General features: G+C 56.0%; 27 protein-coding genes and 1 pseudogene. 24 read left to right on the top strand and 4 right to left on the bottom strand.

Going from position 1 to position 24933, the window contains the following annotated elements:
- The first annotated feature begins 44 nt into the window (after positions 1 to 44).
- From glgC to glgP, 6 genes are all read left to right on the top strand, one after another.
- Positions 45 to 1310, top strand: a complete 1266-nt coding sequence (gene glgC / locus DIT72_RS08420; RefSeq protein WP_135954801.1) for a glucose-1-phosphate adenylyltransferase — start codon at positions 45 to 47, stop codon at positions 1308 to 1310.
- Complete coding sequence (locus tag DIT72_RS08415) at positions 1300 to 3027, top strand: glycoside hydrolase family 57 protein (RefSeq protein WP_135954800.1); 1728 nt, start codon at positions 1300 to 1302, stop codon at positions 3025 to 3027. The genes glgC and DIT72_RS08415 overlap by 11 nt, the downstream gene beginning before the upstream one ends.
- Positions 3024 to 4514, top strand: coding sequence for a 4-alpha-glucanotransferase (gene malQ, locus DIT72_RS08410; RefSeq protein WP_135954799.1), 1491 nt, complete (start codon positions 3024 to 3026; stop codon positions 4512 to 4514). Before DIT72_RS08415 ends, malQ begins: the two co-directional genes overlap by 4 nt.
- A gap of 103 nt (positions 4515 to 4617) precedes the next feature.
- Positions 4618 to 5016, top strand: coding sequence for a PilZ domain-containing protein (locus tag DIT72_RS08405; RefSeq protein ID WP_135954798.1), 399 nt, complete (start codon positions 4618 to 4620; stop codon positions 5014 to 5016).
- Positions 4997 to 5767 (top strand): SDR family NAD(P)-dependent oxidoreductase, encoded by a 771-nt coding sequence (locus DIT72_RS08400; RefSeq protein WP_135954797.1) that lies wholly within the window; start codon positions 4997 to 4999, stop codon positions 5765 to 5767. Before DIT72_RS08405 ends, DIT72_RS08400 begins: the two co-directional genes overlap by 20 nt.
- 30 nt (positions 5768 to 5797) lie before the next feature.
- Positions 5798 to 8326 (top strand): alpha-glucan family phosphorylase, encoded by a 2529-nt coding sequence (gene glgP, locus DIT72_RS08395; protein WP_135954796.1) that lies wholly within the window; start codon positions 5798 to 5800, stop codon positions 8324 to 8326.
- A 3-nt stretch (positions 8327 to 8329) separates the two neighbouring features.
- Here the strand turns inward: glgP and DIT72_RS08390 are convergent, their stop codons facing one another.
- A complete protein-coding gene (locus DIT72_RS08390; protein WP_135955147.1) occupies positions 8330 to 9745 on the bottom strand; it encodes a TrkH family potassium uptake protein in 1416 nt (471 codons plus the stop codon).
- Between the two features lie 253 nt (positions 9746 to 9998).
- Between DIT72_RS08390 and DIT72_RS08385 the strand changes: the two genes are divergently transcribed.
- From DIT72_RS08385 to DIT72_RS08365, 5 genes are all read left to right on the top strand, one after another.
- Positions 9999 to 10544, top strand: coding sequence for a porin family protein (locus tag DIT72_RS08385; RefSeq protein WP_135954795.1), 546 nt, complete (start codon positions 9999 to 10001; stop codon positions 10542 to 10544).
- A 69-nt stretch (positions 10545 to 10613) separates the two neighbouring features.
- The gene (locus DIT72_RS08380; protein WP_135954794.1) at positions 10614 to 11189 is read left to right on the top strand and encodes an acyl carrier protein phosphodiesterase; all 576 of its coding nucleotides are present in this window, start codon (positions 10614 to 10616) and stop codon (positions 11187 to 11189) included.
- Positions 11189 to 11779: an ATP-dependent zinc protease family protein gene (locus tag DIT72_RS08375; RefSeq protein ID WP_135954793.1), complete on the top strand. Its 591-nt coding sequence runs from the start codon at positions 11189 to 11191 to the stop codon at positions 11777 to 11779. Before DIT72_RS08380 ends, DIT72_RS08375 begins: the two co-directional genes overlap by 1 nt.
- Before the next feature lie 97 nt (positions 11780 to 11876).
- Positions 11877 to 12278: an antitoxin Xre-like helix-turn-helix domain-containing protein gene (locus DIT72_RS08370; RefSeq protein WP_135954792.1), complete on the top strand. Its 402-nt coding sequence runs from the start codon at positions 11877 to 11879 to the stop codon at positions 12276 to 12278.
- Positions 12275 to 12979, top strand: coding sequence for an RES family NAD+ phosphorylase (locus DIT72_RS08365; RefSeq protein WP_135954791.1), 705 nt, complete (start codon positions 12275 to 12277; stop codon positions 12977 to 12979). The genes DIT72_RS08370 and DIT72_RS08365 overlap by 4 nt, the downstream gene beginning before the upstream one ends.
- Before the next feature lie 20 nt (positions 12980 to 12999).
- On the opposite strand, the gene DIT72_RS08360 is transcribed toward DIT72_RS08365, so the two are convergent.
- The gene (locus tag DIT72_RS08360) at positions 13000 to 14004 is read right to left on the bottom strand and encodes an MBL fold metallo-hydrolase (protein WP_206081083.1); all 1005 of its coding nucleotides are present in this window, start codon (positions 14002 to 14004) and stop codon (positions 13000 to 13002) included.
- Between the two features lie 261 nt (positions 14005 to 14265).
- Here DIT72_RS08360 and soxC point away from each other — a divergent pair, with 261 nt between their 5' ends.
- From soxC to DIT72_RS08300, 12 genes are all read left to right on the top strand, one after another.
- Positions 14266 to 15597, top strand: coding sequence for a sulfite dehydrogenase (soxC, locus tag DIT72_RS08355; RefSeq protein WP_135954790.1), 1332 nt, complete (start codon positions 14266 to 14268; stop codon positions 15595 to 15597).
- Positions 15581 to 16258: a c-type cytochrome gene (locus tag DIT72_RS08350; protein ID WP_135954789.1), complete on the top strand. Its 678-nt coding sequence runs from the start codon at positions 15581 to 15583 to the stop codon at positions 16256 to 16258. Before soxC ends, DIT72_RS08350 begins: the two co-directional genes overlap by 17 nt.
- 52 nt (positions 16259 to 16310) lie before the next feature.
- Positions 16311 to 16664: a sulfur oxidation c-type cytochrome SoxX gene (soxX, locus tag DIT72_RS08345; protein ID WP_135954788.1), complete on the top strand. Its 354-nt coding sequence runs from the start codon at positions 16311 to 16313 to the stop codon at positions 16662 to 16664.
- Between the two features lie 19 nt (positions 16665 to 16683).
- Positions 16684 to 17172, top strand: coding sequence for a thiosulfate oxidation carrier protein SoxY (gene soxY, locus DIT72_RS08340; RefSeq protein WP_206081082.1), 489 nt, complete (start codon positions 16684 to 16686; stop codon positions 17170 to 17172).
- 25 nt (positions 17173 to 17197) lie between these two features.
- Entirely contained in the window at positions 17198 to 17509 is a 312-nt protein-coding gene (gene soxZ, locus DIT72_RS08335) for a thiosulfate oxidation carrier complex protein SoxZ (RefSeq protein WP_135954787.1), read from the top strand.
- 51 nt (positions 17510 to 17560) lie between these two features.
- Positions 17561 to 18400: a sulfur oxidation c-type cytochrome SoxA gene (gene soxA / locus DIT72_RS08330; protein WP_135954786.1), complete on the top strand. Its 840-nt coding sequence runs from the start codon at positions 17561 to 17563 to the stop codon at positions 18398 to 18400.
- Between the two features lie 25 nt (positions 18401 to 18425).
- Positions 18426 to 18731: a hypothetical protein gene (locus DIT72_RS08325; protein WP_135954785.1), complete on the top strand. Its 306-nt coding sequence runs from the start codon at positions 18426 to 18428 to the stop codon at positions 18729 to 18731.
- 89 nt (positions 18732 to 18820) lie between these two features.
- Positions 18821 to 20578, top strand: coding sequence for a thiosulfohydrolase SoxB (gene soxB, locus DIT72_RS08320; RefSeq protein WP_135954784.1), 1758 nt, complete (start codon positions 18821 to 18823; stop codon positions 20576 to 20578).
- A 3-nt stretch (positions 20579 to 20581) separates the two neighbouring features.
- On the top strand, positions 20582 to 21043 hold the full coding sequence (locus tag DIT72_RS08315; protein ID WP_135954783.1) for a DsrE family protein: 462 nt from the start codon (positions 20582 to 20584) through the stop codon (positions 21041 to 21043).
- 28 nt (positions 21044 to 21071) lie between these two features.
- The gene (locus tag DIT72_RS08310) at positions 21072 to 21587 is read left to right on the top strand and encodes a GlcG/HbpS family heme-binding protein (RefSeq protein ID WP_135954782.1); all 516 of its coding nucleotides are present in this window, start codon (positions 21072 to 21074) and stop codon (positions 21585 to 21587) included.
- 31 nt (positions 21588 to 21618) lie between these two features.
- Entirely contained in the window at positions 21619 to 22377 is a 759-nt protein-coding gene (gene dsbG / locus DIT72_RS08305) for a thiol:disulfide interchange protein DsbG (protein WP_135954781.1), read from the top strand.
- 41 nt (positions 22378 to 22418) lie between these two features.
- Entirely contained in the window at positions 22419 to 23354 is a 936-nt protein-coding gene (locus tag DIT72_RS08300; protein ID WP_135954780.1) for an MBL fold metallo-hydrolase, read from the top strand.
- Positions 23355 to 23446: 92 nt separating this feature from the next.
- Here DIT72_RS08300 and DIT72_RS08295 read toward each other — a convergent pair whose 3' ends face one another.
- Entirely contained in the window at positions 23447 to 23797 is a 351-nt protein-coding gene (locus DIT72_RS08295; RefSeq protein ID WP_168355041.1) for a c-type cytochrome, read from the bottom strand.
- A gap of 134 nt (positions 23798 to 23931) precedes the next feature.
- Here DIT72_RS08295 and DIT72_RS08290 point away from each other — a divergent pair, with 134 nt between their 5' ends.
- Positions 23932 to 24648: a DUF6639 family protein gene (locus tag DIT72_RS08290; RefSeq protein WP_323053138.1), complete on the top strand. Its 717-nt coding sequence runs from the start codon at positions 23932 to 23934 to the stop codon at positions 24646 to 24648.
- A gap of 91 nt (positions 24649 to 24739) precedes the next feature.
- Here the strand turns inward: DIT72_RS08290 and DIT72_RS08285 are convergent.
- Positions 24740 to 24933 (bottom strand): annotated as a pseudogene (locus DIT72_RS08285) (carboxylate--amine ligase); the annotation flags it as partial.

The raw sequence follows: 24933 nt of genomic DNA, 5'->3' as shown, positions 1-24933 counted from the left end.
GGTTGGATAACCGGGCTCAGGGAAGTTTTTCGAGGGAAACAGTTATGGATACAGCCAAACGTTATGTCAGTCGTCTTACTCGCCAGACTCTTGCCCTGGTGCTTGCAGGAGGCCGGGGCTCGCGCCTGCATGAACTTACCGATTGGCGTGCCAAGCCCGCGGTTCCGTTTGGTGGCAAGTTCCGTATCATCGATTTTCCACTGTCGAATTGCATCAATTCCGGCATCGGTCAGGTCGGTGTGATCACCCAGTACAAATCCCACTCGCTGATCCGGCACATTCAGCGGGGCTGGGGCTTCATGCGCGGTGAACTGAACGAATTTGTCGAGTTGTGGCCGGCGCAGCAGCGCATCGAGACCTCCTGGTACGAAGGCACCGCGGACGCGGTACTGCAGAATCTCGATATTATCCGCAGCCACAATCCGGAATACGTGCTGGTCCTGGCCGGCGACCATATCTACAAGATGGACTATGGAACCATGCTGGCCGCCCATGTTGAAAGTGAAGCCGATATCACCGTCGGCTGCATTGAGGTTCCGGTCGAGGAGGCAACGGCATTCGGGGTCATGTCGGTAGACGATGAGCTCAACGTTACAGAATTCCTCGAAAAACCGGAGAACCCGAAGCACATGCCGGGCAAGCCCGGCACGGCGTTAGCGTCCATGGGCATCTATGTATTCAGCACCCGGGTGCTTTTCGATGAACTGAAACGTGATAGCAGGCTGGATGGCGAATCGTCCCACGATTTCGGCAAGGATATTATTCCGTCTGTGATCAGCCGCCTGCGGGTGGTGGCGTTTCCATTCCGCGATCCGGTTCAGGACAAGCCTGCCTACTGGCGGGATGTGGGCACCATCGATGCCTTGTGGCTGGCCAACCTGGAACTGATCGGGGTCAATCCTGAAGTCAATCTCTACGATTACCACTGGCCGATATGGACTTGCCAGGAGCAACTGCCGCCTGCCAAGTTTGTGTTCGATGACGGCAACCGGCGAGGCATGGCGGTGGACTCCATGGTCGCTGGAGGCTGTATTGTCTCGGGTTCCATAGTGAGACGTTCCCTGCTGTTCTCGCAGGTCAAGGTACATTCTTTCAGTGAGGTATCAGACTCGGTCATCTATCCGGATGTCGAGATTGGCCGCCACTGCCGGATCCGCAATGCACTGATTGACCGTGGCTGCCGTATTCCGGAGGGTTCACAGATCGGGTTCGATGAGGAGGCAGACCGCAAGCGGTTCCGTGTTTCTCCCAAAGGTATTGTGCTGATCACCCCCGAGATGCTCGGGCAGGATTACCCTCATGGCCTCTGACGCCAGAACACCGGTCGTACTATGCTGGCACATGCACCAGCCTTCCTATCAGGACATGAGTACGGGCCACTTCCTGTTTCCCTGGGTGTATCTGCACACCATCAAGGATTACAGCGATATGGCGGCCCATCTGGAGAAGGAATCCGGGGCAAGGGCGGTGGTCAACTTCGCGCCGATTCTGCTTGAGCAGATTGAAACCTATCTGGTTCAGATCGAGCACTGGCGCTATGGCGCAGGGCAAATCGGTGATCCACTGCTTGCCGCCCTGGTGGCGGATGAGCTGCCGGAGGCCGGCTCACCGGCTTTTCTGAGCCTGATGGAAAAATGCCTGCGGGCCAACCCGGAGCGCATTATCAGGCGCTATCCGGCGTATGCACGGCTGGCAGAACTTGCTGATGTCTACCGACAGAAACCGGAACTGCAGCGATACATCTCCAGCCGCTTCCTGTCGGATCTACTGGTCTGGTATCACCTGGGCTGGATGGGTGAAACCATACGCCGTGAAAACCTTTGCGTTCAGAGCCTTCAGGAGAAAGGCTATAACTTCACCATGGACGACCGCCGTGCCCTGCTGGATGTTATTTTCGAGGTGTTGTCCGGTATCGGGCCACGATACCGGCACCTGGCCCAGAAAGGCCAGGTAGAGCTCTCCGTCAGCCCCTATACCCACGCCATGCTGCCGCTGCTGCTGGAACTGGAATCCGCGCGGGAGGCAATGCCGGATATCGCCTTACCGGCTCACAGCCATTATCCCGGCGGTGAGGCCCGTGCTGGCTGGCAGCTCCAGCGTGCGAAGACGGTCTTCCAGCGCTTTTTTGGCATTGAGCCTGCCGGGTGCTGGGCTTCCGAAGGCGGCCTCAGCCAGGCCACACTGGCGTTACTGGATGACCAGGACTTCCGCTGGACCGCCAGTGGTGATTCAGTGATTCATAACAGCCTCAACCAGGCCCGGGAACAGAATCCCGATCTGCCCGACAGCGGAATTCATCAGCCATACACGTTTGGTGATTCTGCAGTAAGCGTTTTCTTCCGCGATGATGGTCTGTCTGATCTCATCGGCTTTACCTACGCCGACTGGCACGCCGAGGATGCCGTGGGTGATCTGGTCTATCACATGGAAAACATCGCCAGCGAGGCCAAAGACAAGTCCTTTCCGGTCATTTCCGTGATCATGGACGGCGAGAATGCCTGGGAATACTACCCGGAGAATGGTTTCCACTTTCTGGACGAGCTTTACCGGGTACTTGCTCACCACCCCGGACTTGAACTGACCACCTACAGCGATCTGGTGGCACAGCCGCCGGCCGAACCGACGCAGCTACCTCATCTGGTGGCCGGCAGCTGGATTTACGGAACCTTCTCCACCTGGATAGGCGACCCGGACAAGAACCGCGCCTGGGATCTGCTCTGTGAGGCAAAGACCCACTACGACCGGGTGATGGATAACGGCAGCCTCAGTGCGGAACGGAAAGAGTCTGCGCGGGAACAACTGGCGGTGTGCGAGGGATCCGACTGGTTCTGGTGGTTCGGAGACTACAACCCGGCCCAGATCGTCAGCGATTTTGAACATCTTTACCGCCGACATCTGGTGAACCTGTACGAGAAGATCGGGTATCCTGCGCCAGCCTCGGTATTCCAGCAGTTGAGCCAGGGCAGCGGCGAACCGGCGCGCGGCGGTGCCATGAGGCCCGGCCACGAAGCGGATAAGCCGGCATGACTGGCGGCAGCTCCGGTGATCTGTTCAATACACGCCGGGCCGGAGTTTTACTGCACCCGACCTGCCTGCCGGCAGACTGGGGTGTTCTCGGTGCAAGCGCCCGCACCTTTGTCGATTTTATGGCGGACAGCGGCCTGAGTATCTGGCAGACGCTGCCGCTGGGGCCCACTCACCGGGATCTTTCTCCCTATCAGTCCCTGAGCGCTCACGCCGGCAACCCGGATTTCATCGATCTGCTGGAACTGGTTGAGGCTGGCCTGCTGGCAACCCGGGAACTGTCACAAAGCGCACCCGGGACGCGCCAGCGCCTGCTGACCCTCGCTGCGGAACGATTTTTCGATAACAGTGCCGGGGGCCTGAAAGGCCTCGACCAGGCCGGCTATCAACGCTTCGGCGAAGCCAATGACTACTGGCTGGATGACTTCTGCCTGTTCTGCGCGATCCGGGAAGTTCAGGGGTTATCCGGCTGGGTTCAGTGGCCCGGTACCCTGAGGGACCGGAACACCGTCGCACTTCAGGACTTTATTGAACAGAACCCGGAACGCCTTGCCCGGATCCGGTTTGAGCAGTTTATGTTCCATCACCAGTGGCAGGCTCTGCGAGATTATGCCCGGCAAAGAGAGGTATTACTGTTCGGCGACATCCCCATCTTTATTGCCCACGACAGCGCCGATGTCTGGGCCAACCGGCATCTGTTCAAGCTTGATCAACGGGGCGAGCCCACGGTGGTTGCCGGGGTTCCACCGGATTATTTTTCTCCCCATGGCCAGCACTGGGGAAACCCGCTTTACAACTGGGAGGCGATGGCCCGGGACGGCTATCAGTGGTGGCTGGAGCGGCTCGAAAGCCAGCGCCACCTGTTTGATCTGATCCGCATCGATCATTTCCGGGGACTGGAGGCCTATTGGGAGATTCCCGGAGAAACACCGGAGCCCATAAACGGCTATTGGGTGCCGGGCCCGGGGGATGATTTTCTTGAGGCCTGCTTCAACCGATTTCCGGACTTGCCACTGGTTGCAGAAAACCTGGGCATGATCAGCGACGGAGTGGAAGAACTGCGTAAACGCTTCCGGCTGCCGGGAATGGTAGTGATGCAATTCGGCTTTGACGGCAGTCCGGATAACCCCCACCTGTTACACAACCACCATGGCAGGGACCTGGTGTACACCGGAACCCACGATAACGACACCACGCTTGGCTGGTACCAGAGCCTTGACGATACTACCCGGCGCTACGTCAATGCTTACCTGGGCGTGTCAGGGGAGGAGGACATGCCCTGGCCGGTAATAGAAGCCGCTTTACGTTCGGTCTGCTGCCTGGCTATGGTCCCCATGCAGGATTTCATGGGGCTTGGATCAGAGGCAAGATTCAACACGCCGGGAACTGTGGTGAACAACTGGGTGTGGCAACTGGACTGGAATCTTTGCTGGCAAGGACTGTCTGAAAAAATTCAGGAATCCGTGCAACGACATGGTCGCATGCCCTGAACTCAGGTGATTTTTTGATCAACATCAAAAAGCCGTTGCTCTATGTGCGATACCGTACAGACAGTGTCAGAAATTGACGGACTTACGGAATCACGGAGGAAACATGGAACACAGACTGAGTAAACGCACAAACGGGAAGCTTGGCGTGCTGGTTTGTAAGCGCGGAATGCCGGTGGCAACCGGTCAGATCCGGAATGCATCAAACCGGGGCCTCTTTATTGTCACGGACTATACCGACGTTCAGCTGAACCAGGCCCTGGATATCGAGTTCCACTTTCCTGACAAACAGGAAAAGCAGTTTCGCCAGCTTAAAGGTCTTGTTGTCCGCAAGTCGGAAAATGGGATTGGCATCGATTTCGATGGAGTTGAAAACGACAGTTTCACCATACTTTCACTGCTCGAATGGCTTAAACAACACCACAGATTGACGAGCCATTTCCCCGTTCGCCAGCAAGCCAACGAAAATCTCAGGGAGGGTCTTTATGGAACGACTCAAAGGTAAGGTTGCCGTCGTAACAGGCGGCGGGGTGGGAATCGGAGCCGCCACCGCAACCCGCATGGCAGAAGAGGGCGCAGCCGTTGCCATTCTTGACTGTCAGGACCAGAAGGGCGAGGCCCTTGCCAGCGAGCTCAAGGATCGCGGTCTCAAGGCCGGCTACTGGCATTGTGATGTCAGCAGCGAGCACCAGGTCAAGCAGGTACTGGACGAGGTTGCTGATACCTTCGGCGGCCTGACCGTGCTGGTTAACAATGCCGGCATCGCGGGGGCGAACAAACCCACCCACGAACTTACCGAAGAAGAGTGGGATGAGGTGCAGAACGTGAATGTGAAGGGCGTGTTTTTCTGCACCAAACACGCTATCCCCCATATGAAAAAGGCCGGTGTTGGCAGCATTATCAACCTGTCATCCATCTACGGTATTGTCAGCGCCCCGGACATTCCTCCCTACCACGCATCCAAAGGCGCGGTGCGGCTGATGTCCAAAACCGATGCCATGATGTATGCCACCGAAAACATTCGCGTCAACTCCATTCATCCCGGGTTTATCTGGACACCACTGGTCGAAGGCCACCTCAAGACAACCGGCCAGGATCCTGAGGAAGCAAGGAAAGCCACAGCCGCTCTTCATCCGGTCGGCCATATGGGGGAACCCGACGATATTGCCTGGGGCGCAGTGTACCTTGCCTCGGATGAGTCAAAGTTTATGACCGGCAGCGAACTGGTCATTGATGGCGGTTACACCGCTCGTTGATGCCTTCGCGGGCATGATCGGAGTTGATTTGTGACGCTGGCAGCCTACTCACCGCGATCCCTGCCTGAGGCCCTGAGCGGGCTGTTCCAGCTGGCACTGGATCTGCGGTGGACCTGGCATCACGGCAGCGACGAGCTGTGGCGGGCGCTGGACGAAGAGACCTGGGAAACCACCCGCAATGCCTGGCTGGTGCTGAACAGTGTGTCCTGGGACAGGCTGGAAGAGCTCGCTGAAGAGCCATCCTTTCAGGAACGCTACCGAGAACAGGTCGCAGCCCATCACCAGTTTGTTCATGCCAACACCTGGTATTCAGACGATTGCACCGGCGATCTGGGCCAGGGCGTCGCCTATTTCTGCATGGAATACGGCATCAGTGAATCTCTACCCCTGTACAGCGGCGGGCTGGGGGTTCTTGCCGGGGATTACCTCAAGGCCGCCAGTGATCTGGGCGTGCCGGTAACGGCAGTGGGACTGCTCTACCAACAAGGCTATTTCCGCCAGGCCATCAGCAACGATGGCGAGCAGCTTGAATTCTACCCCTACAATGATCCAACGATGTTACCTGTTTCGCCGTTACGGGACGTGGACGGCCAATGGGTGAGGGTGGTTGTCCCGTTTCCGGGCCGAAGCGTGCGACTGAGGGCATGGAAAGCCCAGGTGGGCCGTTGCCAGCTGTTACTGCTTGATAGTAATGACCCACGCAATGAACCCGGCGACCGGGGAATCACCAGCGAACTGTATACCGGTGACCCTGAAAAACGACTGCAACAGGAAATGGTGCTGGGGATCGGTGGCTGGCGTTTGTTAAGCCAACTGCGCATTAATCCGACCGTATGCCACCTCAACGAAGGACATTGTGCGCTGGCGCTCATTGAGCGGGCACTCAGCTGGCAGCAGGAACACCAGACAGATTTTGAGACTGCCCGTACAGCGACCCGTGCGACCAACCTGTTCACTACCCATACTTCGGTGGCCTCCGGGTTCGATCATTTTCCGCGGTCCCTCCTGCGGCTCTACCTGGCCCCCTGGCTGGAAGCCTGGGACCTGACCACTGAGCAATTGGTCAACCTGGGTAGTGAGAGCGCCATAGCCGGAGTTGATGCTGACGGACAATGCCTGAATATGGCCCTGCTTGCACTGAATATGAGCGGTCGGATCAACGGCGTCAGCCGCATCCATCAAAAAGCTTCGCAAAGAATTTTTCAGCCGTTTTTCCCGCGCTGGCCGGCCGAGGATATTCCAACTGACTTCGTGACCAATGGGGTACACACGCCGAGCTGGGATTCACCGGAATCGGATGCTGTCTGGACACGGGCCTGTGGCAAAGATCGATGGCGCCATCCGTTACAGCTCTCCTGCCCGATGTCGGCAGTATCTGATGACGACTTGTGGGAAATGAGGCGGCTGCAGCGCAACCGGCTGATCCATTACCTCCGCCGACGGCTTTCAGGCCAGCATTGCGAGCAGAACCCGGCCAACAATCACGCGGCCGCCTGTGGGTTATTGCTGGATCATGAAACGCTGACGCTCGGTTTTGCCAGGCGTTTCACAGAGTACAAACGGCCCGACCTGCTGCTGAAGGACCAGGAGCGTTTGCTCAGGCTGTTGGCAAGCCGCGACCAGCCATTACAGATCGTCCTTGCAGGCAAGGCCCACCCTTATGACCACCGGGGTAAGGAGATCATCCGGCGATGGAAGGCCTTTTCAAGGCGCCCGGATGTGGAAGGCAAAGTGGTTTTTATCGAAGACTACGATCTGGGCGTGGCCAGCCAGCTGATCCAGGGTGTGGATGTCTGGCTGAATTCCCCCCGCCACCCATGGGAAGCCTGCGGCACCAGCGGCATGAAAGTGCTGGTCAATGGCGGACTCAACCTGTCCCAATACGATGGTTGGTGGGCAGAGGCCTGGAATGCTGACGTGGGTTGGGCCATTCGCCCTGGCGCCACTTTCGAGGAACTGCGCAGTTCGAACGAGCATGATCTTGCGGACTCACGGGAACTGTTTGATTTGCTGGAGCACCAGGTGATTCCCGGTTTCTACGATGTGGACAGGCAAGGCCTGCCGCGCAAATGGTTACAGCAGATCCGCGCCAGCATGGACCGGCTCACTGCCACCTATTCAGCTAACCGTATGGTTCGTGAATACGTGGAGCGGTTCTATCTGCCGATGGCGGAACAGGGGAAGCTGCGAAGCCCGGAGACGGCGGCAGAAATTCTCGGTGAGCAGCGGGAGTTGAGAAAGCGCTGGCCACACCTGCGCTTCAGCTCTTTTCATGTTACTGGTTCAGATGATAACCAGACTTACACAGTAGAGGTCTACCTGGACGGCATTGATGAACAGAGAATTGCCGTGGAACTGGTGGCCGAGGCCTCTGAATACGGCCCAAGAACAGTGACTGCCATGCCAATGCAGCACCCGCTGAGTGGATCCGCCCACAGCTACCTTTACGAATGCTCAGTGCCGTCACGTCCGGAAGGGCACTATACCCCACGACTGAGGGTGTGCGATGAGCGCCTGAATCTGCCCCTGGAGAACCCTGCCGTGCTATGGCTGAAATAGAGATCAACTGCGCCAGAACGCCGGCGAAAGAACAATCACCACACTGAGAATCTCGAGACGTCCCATCAGCATACCCACGGACAGAATCCATTTGGCGGCTTCGGGCAGGGGCGCAAATGTGCCGGCCGGACCAATGGTGTCACCGAGCGCGGGGCCCACGTTAGTGAGGACGGTCAGGGCTCCGGACAGACTGGTTATGAAGTCGAGCTGCAGCGCTGCCAGCGCAATCGTTATGATCAGCAGACACAGCAGGAAAATAAAGGTGTAGGCGATCATTGACGAGATGATCTCGTCACTCACAGCGCGGCCGTTGTAGTTGCGGGTAAACACCGCTCTTGGATGCAGCAGGCGCATTAACTGTTCCCGCAGAACAATCAGCGACAGCTGGAAGCGGAAAATTTTCATGCCGCCGGCGGTAGACCCTGAACACCCGCCCACAAACATCAGGAAGAAGAAAAGCACAAAAGCCAGAGGTCCCCAGGCAGAGTAATCCTCGGAGGCATACCCGGTTGTGGTGACCACGGACGTCACGTTGAACAGAGTCGATACATAACCGTTTACAGGGTCGAACTCCCCCGGAGCCACATACCAGCGATAAACCGTAAGCAAGGCAGGAATGACCAGCAGTATGGTCAGGAACAGACGCACCTGCTGGTCGCGGAACAGTACCCCGTGCTGGCCGTGCAGCTCCCGCACAAACAGGAAGAAGGGCAGACTGCCAATCATCATGAACAGCGTTGCCTGTAGCAGAATCAGGTTCGAATCGAATTTGCCCATGGACATATCCGAGGTGGAAAAGCCCCCGGTGGCGATGCTGGTCAGGCCGTGGTTGAAGGCGTCAAAAAGGCTCATTCCGGAGAACGAATAGGTGGTCACTGCAATAGCCGTAAAAGCGACGTAGACGAAAAGCAGGCCGCGGCTGAGTGTCTTCATCCGTGGTAAAGCCTTGTCCGTCCATTCCGACGACTCCGTCGCGAACAGCCGCATCCCGCCAACACGAAGGAAAGGCATGACAGCAACGAACATACCGATGATCCCTATGCCCCCGATCCACTGCAGTATCGAGCGCCATAGCAGAAGATCCCTGTCCATGGTGTCCAGGCCCGTGAGTACCGTTGCACCAGTGGTGGTGATGCCGGAGGTGCCTTCAAACACCGCCTCGGCCACGGTCAGCTCCAGGCCACTGAGATAGAAGGGAATAGAGGATAGAAGGGCAATGATGAACCAGCTGGATACCGTCAGAACAAACATGTACCGGGGCTTGAGGTCTCTGGGCTGACGGTAGGTGGTCACGATGCCCAGCAGGCCCACACCGAAGCAGATACTTGCAGACTCGGCAAACGCAAGGGAGTTTGGCGCGTGAGAGTTTGCCAGAAGAAGCACTGGCAACACCATGAAAATACTCAGAAGTATAAACATGACGCTGATGATATAGATGACGGGGTTCAGGTTTCTCAAAGGATGCCCAAGCCGGCTGAACAGAGAGATCGCGACAGAATACAGGCGGCCCCGCGCTTTCGCAAGGTAGAACCCCCGTTGTGTCAGGGCCTTACCGGTAAATTAAATCACTGTAAATTCCACGTAAATCGGGATCTTGAGGCGGGTGTTTATCGTCAGGCTGATACACTGTCCGTTTATAAGTGTGGCTATAAAATCAAAAGGAGTAGTGATCATGAAGAAGCCAGTTGCACTGATGTTAGGCCTTGCCTCTGTTTCGACCCTCGCGGTTTCCCAGACCGCCACTGCCGACATCTACAAATCCGGTGGTGGCAGCCTGTACGCAGGCCTGAACTACAGCTTTATGGACATTGAAAGCGGCCGTGACGACGTGGATGTTGGCGCGCTTTCAGCCAGGGTGGGAGGACTGGTATCGCCATATTTCGGACTGGAAGCCCGGGCAGGCTTTGGCGTTGATGACGACCGGATTGATGGCGTTGAATATTCGCTGGACAATTTTTTCGGCGGCTACGCTACCCTCAACCTGGCCAATGAATCCCCGGCGACGCCCTATCTGGTTTTCGGTTTCACCCGTATCGAACTGGAGGCACAATCAGTGCTGGGAACAACGACCGAAGATGAAACCGACTTCTCATACGGCGCAGGTGTCAATGTCGAGCTTACTCCAGAAGTGGCTGGCAACCTTGAATACATGCGTTACTATGACAAAAACGGTGCCACCGTTGATGGCCTGGGGCTTGGGATAACCTTCAGCTTCTGATCCGGTCGATTCCGGATCCGGTTTTCTGGCGGCAGGCGCCTGTCTGCCGCCATTATTGCAGGAGTTAGTTTGAACCACCTTGCCCATCTCTTCCTTTCGCCAGATTCCGCGCAGGCCCGGGTCGGAAGCCTGCTCGGGGATTTCGCCCGCGGTATCGTTCCAGCGGACCTTCCTGCCAGAGTCAGGGCAGGGCTGTACCATCATCGCGCGGTGGATGCGTTCACCGATCGCCACCCTGAGGTCATCGCCAGCAAGCAACTGTTTTCCTCCCAGCGGCGGCGTTTTGCCGGCGTTGCCCTGGACATCCTTTATGACCACTATCTGTTAAGAAACTGGGAGCAATTCAGCCATCTGGACCCGGATACCTTTATCAGTCAGGTCTACGGGGAACTGGATGCCCATTCGTCACTGATGCCTGAACACATGCAACGGGTGACCCAACAGATTGTACGTCACGACTGGTTCCACTCGTACATGGAGTTGGAGAACATCGGATATGCTCTGGACCGCGTAGCCGGCCGCATCCGTTTCAGGAACGCTTTCAGCGGCATTATTGAAGAAATCGAGGAACACAACGACGAACTGGAACACCGTTTCCTGCGATTCTTTCCCGAACTCAAACACTTTGCCAAAGAGAACCCGTGATGCCGTCAAAACCCATAACCTTTATTCTTGCAGCGCTTCTGCTAAGCCCTGCAATTGTCATGGCCAAAACACAGGCTGATCAAAACAGCGTTCCCGAGACACTCGGGTTTGTAGAATGGGTTGTTCTGGAAGAAACGGGCCTGCGACTGAAAGCCCGCCTCGATACGGGTGCCAAAACGTCATCCCTGCACGCCGTTAATGTAGAGCCTTTCAGGAAAGGCGAAGAGGAATGGGTGAGTTTCCAGTTACCGCTGGCTGACCATAAGGACCAGGATGATGCCAACGGGGCAGAGGTGGACGAAGTCATCCTGGAATTCAATTTGCCGGTTGAACGTACGGTTAAAATCAAACGCAAGGGTGCGTCCTCCCAGAACCGTTACGTGGTCAATATGGAGTTCTGTATTGCCGGGACCTCACACACAACCGAATTTTCCCTGACAGACCGCAGCAAGTTTTCCTATCCGGCGCTGTTGGGTCGTCGCTTCATGAGTGACGACAATATCCTGATCGACTCATCGGACTCGTTCCTTGCAGAGAAAGAGTGCGAACACAAAAGCCTCTCCGAACTGGCCGATAAATATGTAGACTGAGGCTTCCAAGAACTGTCTTCCAGTAGACTAATTTTTAATTAAAGTCTACACTGATACAAAGATTATCGATTCGGTCAGACAGATATTGGTGATATCCATGAACCATGCACAGAAGCTTGAACCTATTGAGAAAAGCAGAGCGCCTGGCGTTGGCCTGAAAACGGTGTTCACAATTCTGGACCGGTGGGGCTGTACGCCGGAACAGGTTCAGAAAATCCTGCAGATTTCACGCCCGGCGTACTACAAGTACCGCAAGAATCCGCAGCAGGCCAACCTGACCCACGACCAGATCGAGCGGCTGAGCTACCTTGTGAATATTCACGGGTGCCTGCGCACGATCTTCGAGAATCCGAAGAACGTCTACGGTTTTATGGCCCTGAAGAACGACAATCCGTTCTTTAATGGCAGGAGCCCCCTGGAAATCATCAGTACAGGCCAGTTCTCAGCGCTTTATGAAACCTTCAAGCGTATCGACATACTGCGCGGGGGGCTTTGGTGAGCCAGGAGCTGCCACCGCTGATCAAAGCCGACAGCATCAGCGGTTATCGCCTGATCAATTCCAAATACCCGCCCATCAGCCTGTTTGACGATGTCGCGGATGAGGACGAGTTCGAGGCTCTTTATGAGCTTCAGGCGATGACCAACCCCCGATTGCAGACCGAGCTGGGCAACCTCAACCTGGTGCGAAAAGAAGATATCCCCTTCGGAATCCCCGGGTGCTCCTACGCCACCGGCCCGTTCACCCATGTGAACCCGGAGGGCAGCCGCTTCAGCGATGGCCAGTACGGTGTTCTGTATATGGGCGACAGCATCGATACTGCCATTGCCGAAGTGGCCTATCACCAGTCACGTTACTGGCAGGGCGTTCATGGCCTGGATTACGACAGGCTGGTTTTCCGGGGGCTGAAGTGCAGAGTAGGGCAGACAGCACTCCACGATGCCACCACCATTTCCTTTGCAGACCCGATTTACCACGCTGAGAGTTATGCAGCTTCACGGCTTTTCGGGCGCAAGCTTTACCAGGCAGGTTCAGAAGGGCTGCAATATCACTCGGTGAGAAAGCCCGGTGCAACCTGTTGGGGGCTGTTCACGCCCAGGCACGTTCGCAGTATTGTCCAGAGTGCCCATTTCGAGTTTATCTGGAATGGGAAGGAAATCAGCTCAGTGAACAGGTTCACCCGGGCAACTACTTTGGGCTGATCGTACTGTGCGCTGATTTCCTAGCCGCCACCCAGTGCAGCCTTTTCCATTTCAAGGTAAACGCGATAGGCGTTGGCCTTGTTGGACGCATCGAACGCCGGCAGATTTTGGTAACGGGACCAGTCCGTCTGTTCATAGGCATCTTCGAACTCGGTCCACTCCTCAACCGCTGCCCCCATGCGATCCCTGACGTACGCCAGATAGTCATAGGTGAAGTTGAGGGCCTCCATGGCGTTTTCCGATGCCTGGCCATGCCCGGGTATCAGGATTCGGGGATTCAGCTCCCTGACTTTATCAATGGCGCTCATCCAGTTACCGGTGTTCACCTCGGAGCTGGCAAGGTATGGAACACGGTCATTCTGGATAATATCCCCGGAAAACAGAACACCGGCGGGCTCCACCATCATCAGGCTGTCATCCGGCGCGTGGGCGGGCCCTGCATGCACGATACGGAATCGGTAATGTTCGGATTCCAGCACTGTTTCCTCCTCAAAGGTGACATCAGGGGCGACCAACCTGGTGTTGTCATCTACCCACGGCGACAGAGCTTGCCTGCGTTGTTCGAGGCGCTGGCCTGCGTCCGGACTATTGATATAGACAGAGGATGCTTCGTGGGCGATGACCTGCGCTCCGGTCAGATCCTTCAGGGCCTGGAGCCCATAAACATGGTCCGCATGATAATGACTGATAACAACGTGAGTGATGGGTAATTCCGTCAGTTCGCGTATTTTATCAACCATTGCGGCACCCAGGCTTGGCGTCCCCAGGGCATCGAATACCACCACACCTTCATCAGTGATTACAAATCCGGCGTTGGCTGTGAAGCCTTGGTTCTGCTTTCCAGGCACTCCCGATTGGCCGGAAAACCAGTAAACGTTGTCCACGCTCACTGGTTCTGCCTCAAACGTAATCGAGAGCGGGGGGTAGCCCGGCGAGGATTCGGCCGCCAGCGTTCCTGTTCCGATCAGGATTGCGACAGCCATACCGGTAGATCTGATAGCGGTTTTAATTTTTTTTGCCGTCATTTCAGCCTCTCCCTGGAGTTTTTTCGCAGCATATAAGTGTCTGTATTTGCCTTGTTTCATGTCAAATTAGCTGCATTAAAAAGACAGTTTTACAGCGAAGATCGTACCCCCTCCGGATAAAAAACCACTTGTAAGCTGGCACTGAGAGGTTTATACATAAGTTATATCCTTATAACACAAACAACAAGATTGCCCGCCAGTCCCGCGCACCGAGTGCCGGCCCACTGTTCCGAAAGGGCATCGAAGGAGGAGAAAACCAATATGTTCGGCAAACTCCGCCGACTTAACCGGGACATGTCCAAAGTGGTCCTGGAAGAGTCAGAACGCTTACCCTCAGCAGAACGCAGACGTTTTCTCAGAAGCGGCCTGTTCACCGCCGGTGGTGTCATGGTGGGAGGTGCCCTCGCAGGCATCGCTCCGAAGGCCCTGGCGGGGACACAGTATCCGCCCGAGATACCAGCGTGGACCCGGACTCTTGGGCCGGGCGTGGTTGCCGATCCGTACGGTGTTCCATCGCCCTTTGAAAAAGAGGTCATCCGCAGGAATGTTCCCTGGCTGACCGCCGACAAAGTCTCGTCAATCAGCTTTACCCCACTTCAACACCTCAAAGGCATCATCACGCCGAACGGTCTTTTCTTCGAGCGCCATCATGCTGGCCGACCGGAAATTGATCCTCAGCAACACCGCCTGATGATTCATGGCCTTGTGGAGCGCCCGATCATCCTCTCCATGGAAGATCTGCAGCGATTTCCCAGTGTTTCACAGGTCAACTTTATCGAGTGCCCGGCCAACGGCGGCATGGAATGGCGGGGTGCCCAGCTCAATTCACTCCAGTTCCTGCACGGTATGGTGAGCTGTGCCGAATGGACCGGTGTCCGACTCTCCACGCTGCTTCAGGATGTCGGCATCAAGACGGAGGGCAAGTGGTTGTTGGCGGAGGGTGCAGACGGTGCCGCCATGACCCGGAGCATTCCGATCGAGAAAGCCCTTGATGATGTCATTGTGGCTTATGCCCAGAATGGTGAGGCGCTGCGTCGCGAGCAGGGCTATCCCATCCGCCTGGTAGTGCCGGGCTGGGAGGGTAATACCCACGTGAAGTGGCTGCGCCGGCTGGAAGTGGGCGACAAGCCGTGGATGCAGCGCGAAGAAACATCCAAGTACACCGATCTGATGCCAGACGGCACAGCCCATGGTTTTACCTGGGTTATGGAAGCCAAGTCGGTTATCACATCGCCGTGCCCGGAAATGCCATTGCGTGGCAAGGGTATTAACCAGATTGAAGGGCTCGCATGGAGCGGCAGCGGGAAGGTAAAAGCTGTCGACGTTTCCGTCGATGGCGGCCAGAACTGGCAGCAGGCGCAACTGCGGGAGCCGGTTATGTCCAAATCTCTGACCCGGTTCTCGCTGGAGTGGAAGTGGGACGGCAATCCCGCACTGCTGCAATCCCGGGTCATTGATGAAACCGGGTATGTGCAACCGACTCTGGCTCAGCTCAGGCAGGTTCGTGGCACCAACTCTATTTATCACAAGAACTCGATCCAGACCTGGCAAGTCAACGCAGACGGGAGTGTGGTCAATGTTCAGCTTTCATAAATCACCACGCCTGTTCGCCGCAACCTGTTGCGGCATCCTGTTGGCTTCAGTGCCCGTTGTCGGTTCTGCAGAGCAGGCGGGACACTATGGGTATGGCGAATCCGCGACGGATGAACAGATCGCCGCCTGGGACATTGATATTCGCCCTGACGGCATGGGTCTGCCCGAGGGAAGCGGTTCTGTCGATGAAGGCATGGCTGTTTACGAGACTCATTGTGCGTCCTGCCATGGTTCCTTCGGAGAGGGCATGGGGCGCTACCCCAAGCTTGCGGGCGGCGAGGGCAGCCTCGACCAAGACCGCCCGGAAAAAACGGTGGGAAGTTACTGGCCCTACGCCTCAACGCTCTGGGACTACATCCACAGAGCCATGCCTTTCTTTGCGCCTCAATCGCTGTCGGATGACCAGGTTTATGCCCTGACCGCCTATGTTCTGAATCTCAATTACATCGTGGACGGGGACTTTGTTGCCAACAGGGAGACACTCCCGAAAGTGGAGATGCCCAATCAGGATGGCTTTATCTGGGACGATCCGCGGCCGGTTGTGAACAACGAGCGTTGCATGAAGGATTGCAAAGATGAGGTGACCGTATCCGACTCGGCGGAGGGCAAGAACCTGACACCAAGCACGACAGGCCCCCTCGATGAGGGGATAACAGAGTGAAGGCTGACCAGGAGCGCAAGGCTCCACAACGAGTGCCGAGGAGGACTGCGTGATGCGCCAAGGATTAATTTTCGTGTGCTTGACCACACTTGCACTGAGTGCCACCGGGCCGGTGTTTGCCGAACCGACCCAGGCTGACATTGACCGGGGAAAGGAGCTCGCTTTCAGCCGGACCGATGGTAATTGCCTGGCCTGCCACCAGATGGATGACGGCAAGCTGACTGGCAACATCGGCCCGGAACTTGTGGGTATGAAATCACGCTTTCCCGACCGTGAGATTCTGTTCAAACGCATCTGGGACGAAACCCAGTTCAACCCGGTGACGGTGATGCCGCCATTCGGACGACACATGATCCTGAGCGAACAGGAAATCAACCGGATCATGGATTACCTGTATACGCTCTAAATGCTGAGGAGGAGTTACCGTGACTGACCAAAGGCGAAGAGGCTTTTTGAAAGGGATGCTGGGCGTAGGAGTTGCCGGCTTTGCGCTGGGTTCCGGCATCGTGCCACTGAGAGTGGAGGCGGCAACCGCCCCCGATGCGTCCGGCTGGCCGGAGAAGGCATTCAATACCCCGGGGGTGGATGAAACCATTGCTGAACTGTACGGGATGGAAGCGAGTGAATCGGACCAGATCACCATGGATCTGCCGACCATTGCACAGAACGGCGCCGTAGTACCCGTGACTGTCGAAACTACGCTCCCCAATGTGACCGGCATCGCGTTGCTGGTAGCCAAGAATCCGAATGCCCTGGCTGCCTACTTCGATATATCCGAGGGCGCACTGCCCTTCATATCGAATCGCCTGAAAATGGCCGAGACAACGGATGTGGTGGCAGTCGTTATTTCTGATGGTAAGGCCTACAAGGCAACCCAGAACGTGAAAGTGACCGTTGGCGGCTGCGGCGGCTGACAGCTAACCGGACAGGAGAACAAGAATGGCTTCCAGTATCAGAGTTCGTGCAGTACAGAATGGCGATGTGACGTCGCTGAAAGCCCTGGTTCGACACCCGATGGATTCAGGGTTTGTAAAGGATTCGGAAGGTAATGTTATTCCCCCTCATTTTATCAAGGTTCTGACCATTTCCCACAAAGGCAAGGATGTAGTTGTTGCCAACTGGGGACCGGCAGTATCCAAAGATCCATTCCTTGAGTGTCGATTCAAGGGCGCCAAAAAAGGTGACGAGCTGACCATCAGCTGGATCGATAACGAAGGCGAAAGCGATTCAACTACCGCAACGATCGCCTGAAGATTGTCGGCGGGCGGGTACGTCCTGAATCGCCGAAAAGGAGAATTGGACATGCTTAAAGCGAAAGTCATTCTGGTGGCTATCGGGGTAGCGCTCGCAGTGCCTCAGGTACAGGCGGGCTCCACACCGGAAGAAGACCGGAAAGAGACGGTTGAGTACTTCAAGCAGATGTTCCCGGACGTTGCGATCGAGGAATTCGTCAACGGCCAGTACGCCCTGGATGAAGATCGCCGCAAACAGTGGGCATCCATGCAGGATTTTCCGCCCTATGAATTTGCGGTTGCTGAAGGGAAGGTGATGTTCGAGACGCCCTTTGCCAATGGCAAGACGTACGCCAGCTGTTTTGCAAATAACGGCATTGGTATTCGTCAGAACTATCCGTACTTCGACACGGTGAAGAATGAGGTCATCACGCTTGAACTTGCTATAAATCGGTGCCGCGAAGCCAACGGCGAGCCGCCTCTGGGGTGGAAGAAGGGGCCGATTGCGTCAATTTCCGCTTACATGGCATCCACCTCCCAGGGCAAACCCTTTGATATCAAGGTCCCGGATGATGCCGAGGCGCAGGTTGCCTACCAGGATGGCAAGGAGTTCTATTACAGCCGGCGTGGCCAGCTCAACTTCTCCTGCGCCAGTTGCCATGTCCAGAATCCGGGAAAGTGGATTCGGGCAGACCTGCTGTCTCCGACCCTTGGGCAGCCGGCAAACTTCCCGGTACATCGCTCCAAATGGGGTGAGCTGGGTACGCTGCATCGCCGTTTCGCCGGCTGTAACAACAACGTCCGCGCGGAACCGTTGCCGGCGCAAAGCGAGGAATACCGTAATCTTGAGTATTTCCTGACTTACATGAGCAATGGCCTGCCAGTGGTCGGACCGGCAACCCGGCCTTAGCCGGGAATGGAGAGGGAGAATCGCAATGAACAAGGCTTTACTGACAATCGGTATCTCGCTTGGGCTGTCTGTGCCGCTGGCCGCCCAGGCGGGCCCCGAAGAGGACTTCAATGATCTCTTCGCGAAGGCACAAAGCACCCATAAGGACGCTGGAACCTTCCAGTGGACGGTCACTTCGGACCGGTTGTCGGCAGCAGAGTCCGCTGCCGACAACGGCGACTATGAGAAAGCCAAAGCCATGGCCAAAGAAGCTCTGGAACTTGCCGAGGAGTCGGTCGCTCAGCGCAAAAAGCAACAGGAGGCCTGGCGCAACGTCGCCATTGGTAACTGACCTCTCACGCCGGACCTGTCCGGCTTTCCCCGAGACGGCAGGAGGCCAGTCGGGGTAACTCCAACAACGACAAAAGAAAGGAGACTGCAGTGACAATTTCCCGCAGAGACTTCCTGATGGCAATGCAAGCGGCAGCCTTAGCAGGGCTTGCTCCGAAACTTGCGTTGGCCAAAGGCGGCGAGGGACTGTACGACGCTCCGAAGTTCGGCAATGTCCGATTGCTTCATCTCACCGATATTCATGGCCAGTTGTTACCGGTACATTTCCGCGAACCCAACGTGAACCTGGGGGTTGGGCCCAGCAAGGGCAGGGTCCCGCACCTGGTCGGAAGCCACTTCCTGGATCATTTCGGTATTCCGTCAGATACCCGGCGGTCCCACGCGTTCACCTATCTCAATTACACCGAGGCAGCGCAGGAATACGGAAGATTGGGCGGTTTCGCCCATCTCAAGACCCTCATTGATCAGTTGCGGGAACAGGCTGGTGAGGGTAACTCGCTGCTTCTTGACGGCGGTGATCTCTGGCAGGGCTCCGGCACCGCGTTCTGGACCCAGGGCGAGGATATGGTGGAAGCCAGTAACCGCCTTGGCATTGATATCCTGACGGCACACTGGGAATTCACCTATCCGGAAGAGCAGATTCGCAAGAATCTGAGTGCTTTCAAGGGAGAGTTCCTGGCGCAGAACGTTTTCCTGTCCGATGAAGCCATGTTCATGGGTGCGGAAGCCTACGACGAGGCCAGTGGGCGCGTTTTCAAGCCATATACCATCCGCGAACTGGGTGGCAAGCGCGTTGCGATCATCGGCCAGGCCTTCCCCTATACACCGATTGCCAATCCATCGTATTTCATCCCTGACTGGCGTATGGGAATCCGCGAAGGCGAGATGCAGGCACTGGTCAACGAAATCCGGGACAACGAAAGAGTCAATGCGGTCGTAGTGCTTTCCCATAACGGTATGGACGTGGACCTCAAAATGGCAAGCCGTGTGACCGGCATCGACGCCATCCTGGGCGGTCACACCCATGACGCGGTCCCGCAACCCACCGAAGTGAAAAATCCCGGCGGTACAACCCTGGTAGGCAATGCCGGTACCAACGGCAAATACGTTGCCGTACTGGATCTGGATATTGGCAATAACGGTGTCCGGGGCTACGAATACAAGCTCTTGCCGGTTTTCTCCGATCTGATCAAGCCCGATCCGTCCATGACCAGCTTTATCGAGGAAGTCCGGGCACCGTACCTGGACAAACTGGGTGAAAAACTGGCTATCACCGACGATCTGCTTTATCGCCGGGGCAACTTCAATGGCACCATGGACCAGGTAATCTGCGACGCCCAGAGAAAGGTGCTCGATGCACAGATATCGCTGTCACCGGGATTCCGTTGGGGAACCACCGTGCTACCAGGCGACGCAATCACCATGGACGATGTCATGAACGCCACCGCCATCACCTATCCGGAAACCTATGTCCGGGAAATGTCGGGCGCCGATCTTATGCTGATCATGGAAGATGTGGCCGACAACCTGTTCAACAAGGATCCGTATTACCAGCAGGGCGGTGACATGGTGCGTGTCGGCGGCATGGATTATACCTGTGATCCAACGGCCAGCATGAACAGTCGGATTTCGGACATGCGTCTGAATAACGGCGAGCCGATCGAAGCCAGCAAGATGTACAAGGTCGCTGGTTGGGCCACCGTGAATTCGCGGGCACCCGGCCGACCAATCTGGGACGTGGTTGCTGACTACCTGAGGTCGGAGAAGACAGTCAGGATCGACAAATTCAATACACCGACCCTCAAGAATGTCGCGGGCAATCCGGGTATTGAAGACTACGCAGGATAAGTGATGAACCGATACCCCGTTACCGGATCAATGGTAGTGATGCTGGGCCTGGCGCTTCTGGTAGAGGCGGGCACCCTTTATGCGGAACCGATGAGCGAGAGCAAGCCTTTTGCCGAGAAATTCCTGCTGCTTCAACTGAGTGATGGAGAAGCGGAGAAGCAGAACAAGGTGCTCAGTGTTGCTGCCAACCTTCTGGAACACTACGGCCCGGACGCGATTGATATCGAGATAACCACCTTCGGGCCGGGAGTGCGCCTGATGTATGCAGACAACAGCCGGCGGGAAAGAATCAGCAGCCTTATGGCCCAAGGCGTCCGGTTCACCGTGTGCATGAACACCATTAATACCATCGAGAGAGAAACCGGAAGCGATCCGGATCTCCACCCTGAAAGCATCCCGGTCGACGTGGGGGTGGCCCATATCCTGGACGAGGTTGAGAAAGGCTATGTTCTCGTTCGCCCATGATCGTCTGGCTCTGAAAAGGAAACGTGACATGAAGACCAAGCTGTCAAAATCCCTGATGTTCGTCTCAGCCCTTGCTGCCACTGGTATTGTCGCTGCGCAGGAGAGCGAACAGCCGGTGATGGTTGAGATCAAGAAACTGTCCATGGATACCGCTCTGACCATCGCGAAAACCGCAATCGACACCTGCCGGGAGGAGGGCGTTCAGGTCTCGGTTACGGTGGTGGACCGGGGCGGGCACCCACAGGTCGTATTGCGGGATGTACTGGCTATGGATCTGTCTCTGGAGGTGAGCTACAGAAAGGCTTACACCGCCATGACGTTCACCAGCCCGACCTCGGCCCTGGAAGACCGCTTTACCGGTCCGTTTTCCGTGGGCAAGGTCGAGAAGGTTCTGCTCTCCGCCGGAGGAGTGCCCATCCAGGCAAGCGGTGAAACCATCGGTGGTGTCGGCGTGAGTGGCGCACCTTCCGGCGAGACTGATGAAAACTGCGCTCTGGCCGGCGTTGCTGCAGTGGAAATGGATCTGGAAATGGCGTCGTTTTGATCTTCCTTTTTGGAAATAATTGGTTATCAATATGTTACGTTCCATAATTAAAGTTTTTTCCGCGTTATTACTGTTGCCTTCCATGGCTTTTGCGGCCTATCCGGATGCTGTTCAGGTACTGGTTGATGAGGGTCTGGAAGTGGAAGCCAGCTTCGAGGCACCGGGGGGAGTGAAAGGCTTTGTCGGCCGCAGGAACGGACATCCGGTCTCCCTTTACCTCATGCCGGACGGCGAGCACGTCGTCATCGGCAGGATGGCCGATGGTTTTGGCCAGGACCTCAGCGCTGATCACATAAGAAAATGGCTGCCCGGGCCGGATTTGAGCGGAGCCTGGCAAAAACTGGCGGATGCGGCCTGGGTATCGGAAGGCCCCAGCGACGCCGAACGTATTGTCTATGCCTTTACAGATCCCAATTGCGGTTACTGTGTGACCTTCCGGGAGAAGGCCCAGCGCTATCTGGAGCGGGGCATCGAGTTGCGGCATATCATGGTCGGCATCATTCAACCCTCCAGTCTGGCCAAGGCAGCCAGCGTGCTCGGCGCGGATGATCCGGTCAGTAAACTCGATTTCCACGACAGCCAGTTCCCGCGAGACTGGCTGGAATCCGAAGAAAATGTACCGCAGGAGCTTCGGAAACTGGTCCAGAGCAATAACCAACTGATGGAAAGTCTGGCTGTCGCAGTAACACCGTCGGTATTTTATAAAGACCCGGATGGAGACTTACGCAAGATCGTTGGGCTACCGGATGACTCGGCATTGTCCGAGGCAGTTTTCAGGCATCCTGAATAGCTTCGCCGTTCGCTCCAATGTGCTCAAAACGGAGAACAATTATGAATTTTCGAGGGCTTTTCCTGGCTTTATTGGTACTCCCGGGGTTTGTTGCCGCAGATAATGGCATTCCTGAGCAGCTGGAGCTTACCAGAGTAACGGACCGGGTCTATTCGGCTATCGGTGCAACCGCTCCGGGCACATACGAAAACCACGGCCATAACAACAACCTCAGTTTCATCATCACGCAGGAGGGTGTGGTTGTGTTCAATGGCGGTGACAATTACCTTTTGGCGAAAGCCTTCCACAACTCAGTTCGTAGCATCACCGACAAAGACGTCAAATACGTGGTCAATGAAAATGCCCAGGGCCATTCCATGCTGGGCAACAGCTACTGGAGGGACCAGGGCGTTCCGGCCATTGCCCAGAACGAGGCAATCGAGGAGTTCAGACACGAGGGTGAAGCCAAACTGGCTTCCATGCAGCGCAGAAACAAGGATAAAGCCAAAGGCACCTATGTTGCTGTACCCGATATTGGTTTCGAAGACCGGTACGACCTGGACATGGGCGACGTAAAGATCGAGCTGCATTATTTCGGTCCGGGACACGCACCGGGTGACCTGGCCCTCTGGATTCCCGAGGAAAAACTGCTGATCACCGGTGACCTCGGCTTCCACCAGCGCTTACTCGCCGTGTTTGAAGACACCGACACCGGCTCATGGGTGGAGTCTTTCGACAAGATGACAGCGCAACTGGACCCGGAAGTTGTGATACCCGGGCATGGGGATCCGACCACCATTGATGTAGTGACCAAAGAAACCCGCGGGTATCTCGTGTTCCTGCGCAACGCTGTGATTGAAATTCTGGAGCAGGGTGGTGGGCTGGACGATGCCTATAACATCGACCAGTCCCAGTGGTCCTACCTCGATACCTTCGAAGAGCTTGCTGCAAAGAATGCAGGGCGGGTCTATCAGGACCTGGAGTTTGAGTATTTCTGATTTTCAATCAAATCTGCTGAGTGGAAATTCAGGCCGGGGACAATTGATTTGCCACCGGCCTGACCTGATTCAGTTACAGTTTCTCCGGAAACTCACATTTTTTCTGAACGCATGTCCAGGATCCAGTTCACCAGCTTTCTTGCCTCTTTCTCGCTGACTTCAGCGCGATCATCCATTTCAGGCATCTTTGCTGAACCCCAGTGATCTTCGCCACCTTTGAGAACGACCTGAACCAGTCGGTCTGCATCGTCCTTTGTGTATTTCTGTGCAATGCTCTTGAAAGAGGGCGAGCGGGGCACATCGTCGCTGGCGGAATGACAGGCCGTGCACTGTTTTTCTTCGGCCAGTTTCATAATGTCCTTACCGTGAGAATCTGCCAGTGCCATCGCAGAGCCAATGGAGAGGCAGCTCACAAGCGCGGTTGATACGATTGTCCATTTCATATCGGCTTCCTTTCGTTCGATCATCGATTTATCGTCCGAGATTACTGCCAATGGTCTTAACCAATACTGCCATCTCTTTAATAAACGTAGACCAGGAAGCGTGGTAGTTGTAGAAAAATCGGAAAGGAGATCATATGCGCCAGGTCGGCGAAATTGCTAACAAGAGGTGTATGGACATAAGCATGCGGTTGCTGCTGGTTGCCCTGTTGTGGCTGGTAAATGCTCCCGGCTACTCTGCCACCAGAGTTGCGTGCCCTGTTCCGGGCGTCACCGTGTTCAGCGACCAGGCGGAGGACGGCGAGTTGGCGTGCCAGGCAGTTGGTAAAACACTGGAATTTATGGGCAGTCAGGGTTTCCTCGTCAATACTGTGTTTACCATCGATGTGGTGGATCGCCCTTTGAGCCTGCATGGCACGGAAGTGAAGGGCACCTACGATTCCAGAAGCTTTCATATCGAGGTTCCCAACTTCAGCCAGGCGCAGTTGATGGCTCACCGCCACCCGCCATTCCGGATGAGCATGTGCCACACGATGTGGCAAAGCTTCGTGGCACACGAGGTAGCTCACGCGGTAGCACAAGCCAACTTCCAGGTGCCAAAGCCCTCTCTTGAGGCCCATGAATACATCGCCTACGTGGTGCAGCTCGCGACCCTTCCCGAAGCGCTTAGGGAGCAGTTGCTGGAGGCGTTCGATAATCCGGCGTTCCGGCATGAGAGGCAGATCAGCCGGATCTTTTTGCAGCTGGCCCCGGAAATCTTTGCAGTGAAGGCGTACCGGCACTATGTTGCCCAGCCCGATCCGCAGGCATTTTTTCAGCGCCTGCTGAACAGAAGGCTCAGTTCGCCTCATTAATGGGGGGTTAGATGTGGCATTCAATTAGGTGGTTAAAATAAGTGTCCACTAAAGAATAAGTGGACACTTGTTGCGATGCTCGAGGCGGACGCTAGACGTAGAAGTCCAGATCCTCCTGAGCTTTCAGCAGATCCCGCATCGTGATGGGGTCGTCGCCGAAGAAGAACACCAGGCCCCAATGAGTGCCGAAGGCTGACCGATCCGGAACGGTCTCTTCTGTCGGCTCATGCAATTCGTGTGACACGAAATAGGGATGCTCAATGGTTTCCTTGGGCATTTCCAGCT

Origin of the sequence: Marinobacter orientalis, assembly GCF_004792665.1 — a bacterium.
Lineage (GTDB): Bacteria > Pseudomonadota > Gammaproteobacteria > Pseudomonadales > Oleiphilaceae > Marinobacter > Marinobacter orientalis.
The sequence above is the reverse complement of the archived record's forward strand: the minus strand, read 5'-3'. Positions and strand labels throughout refer to the sequence as shown.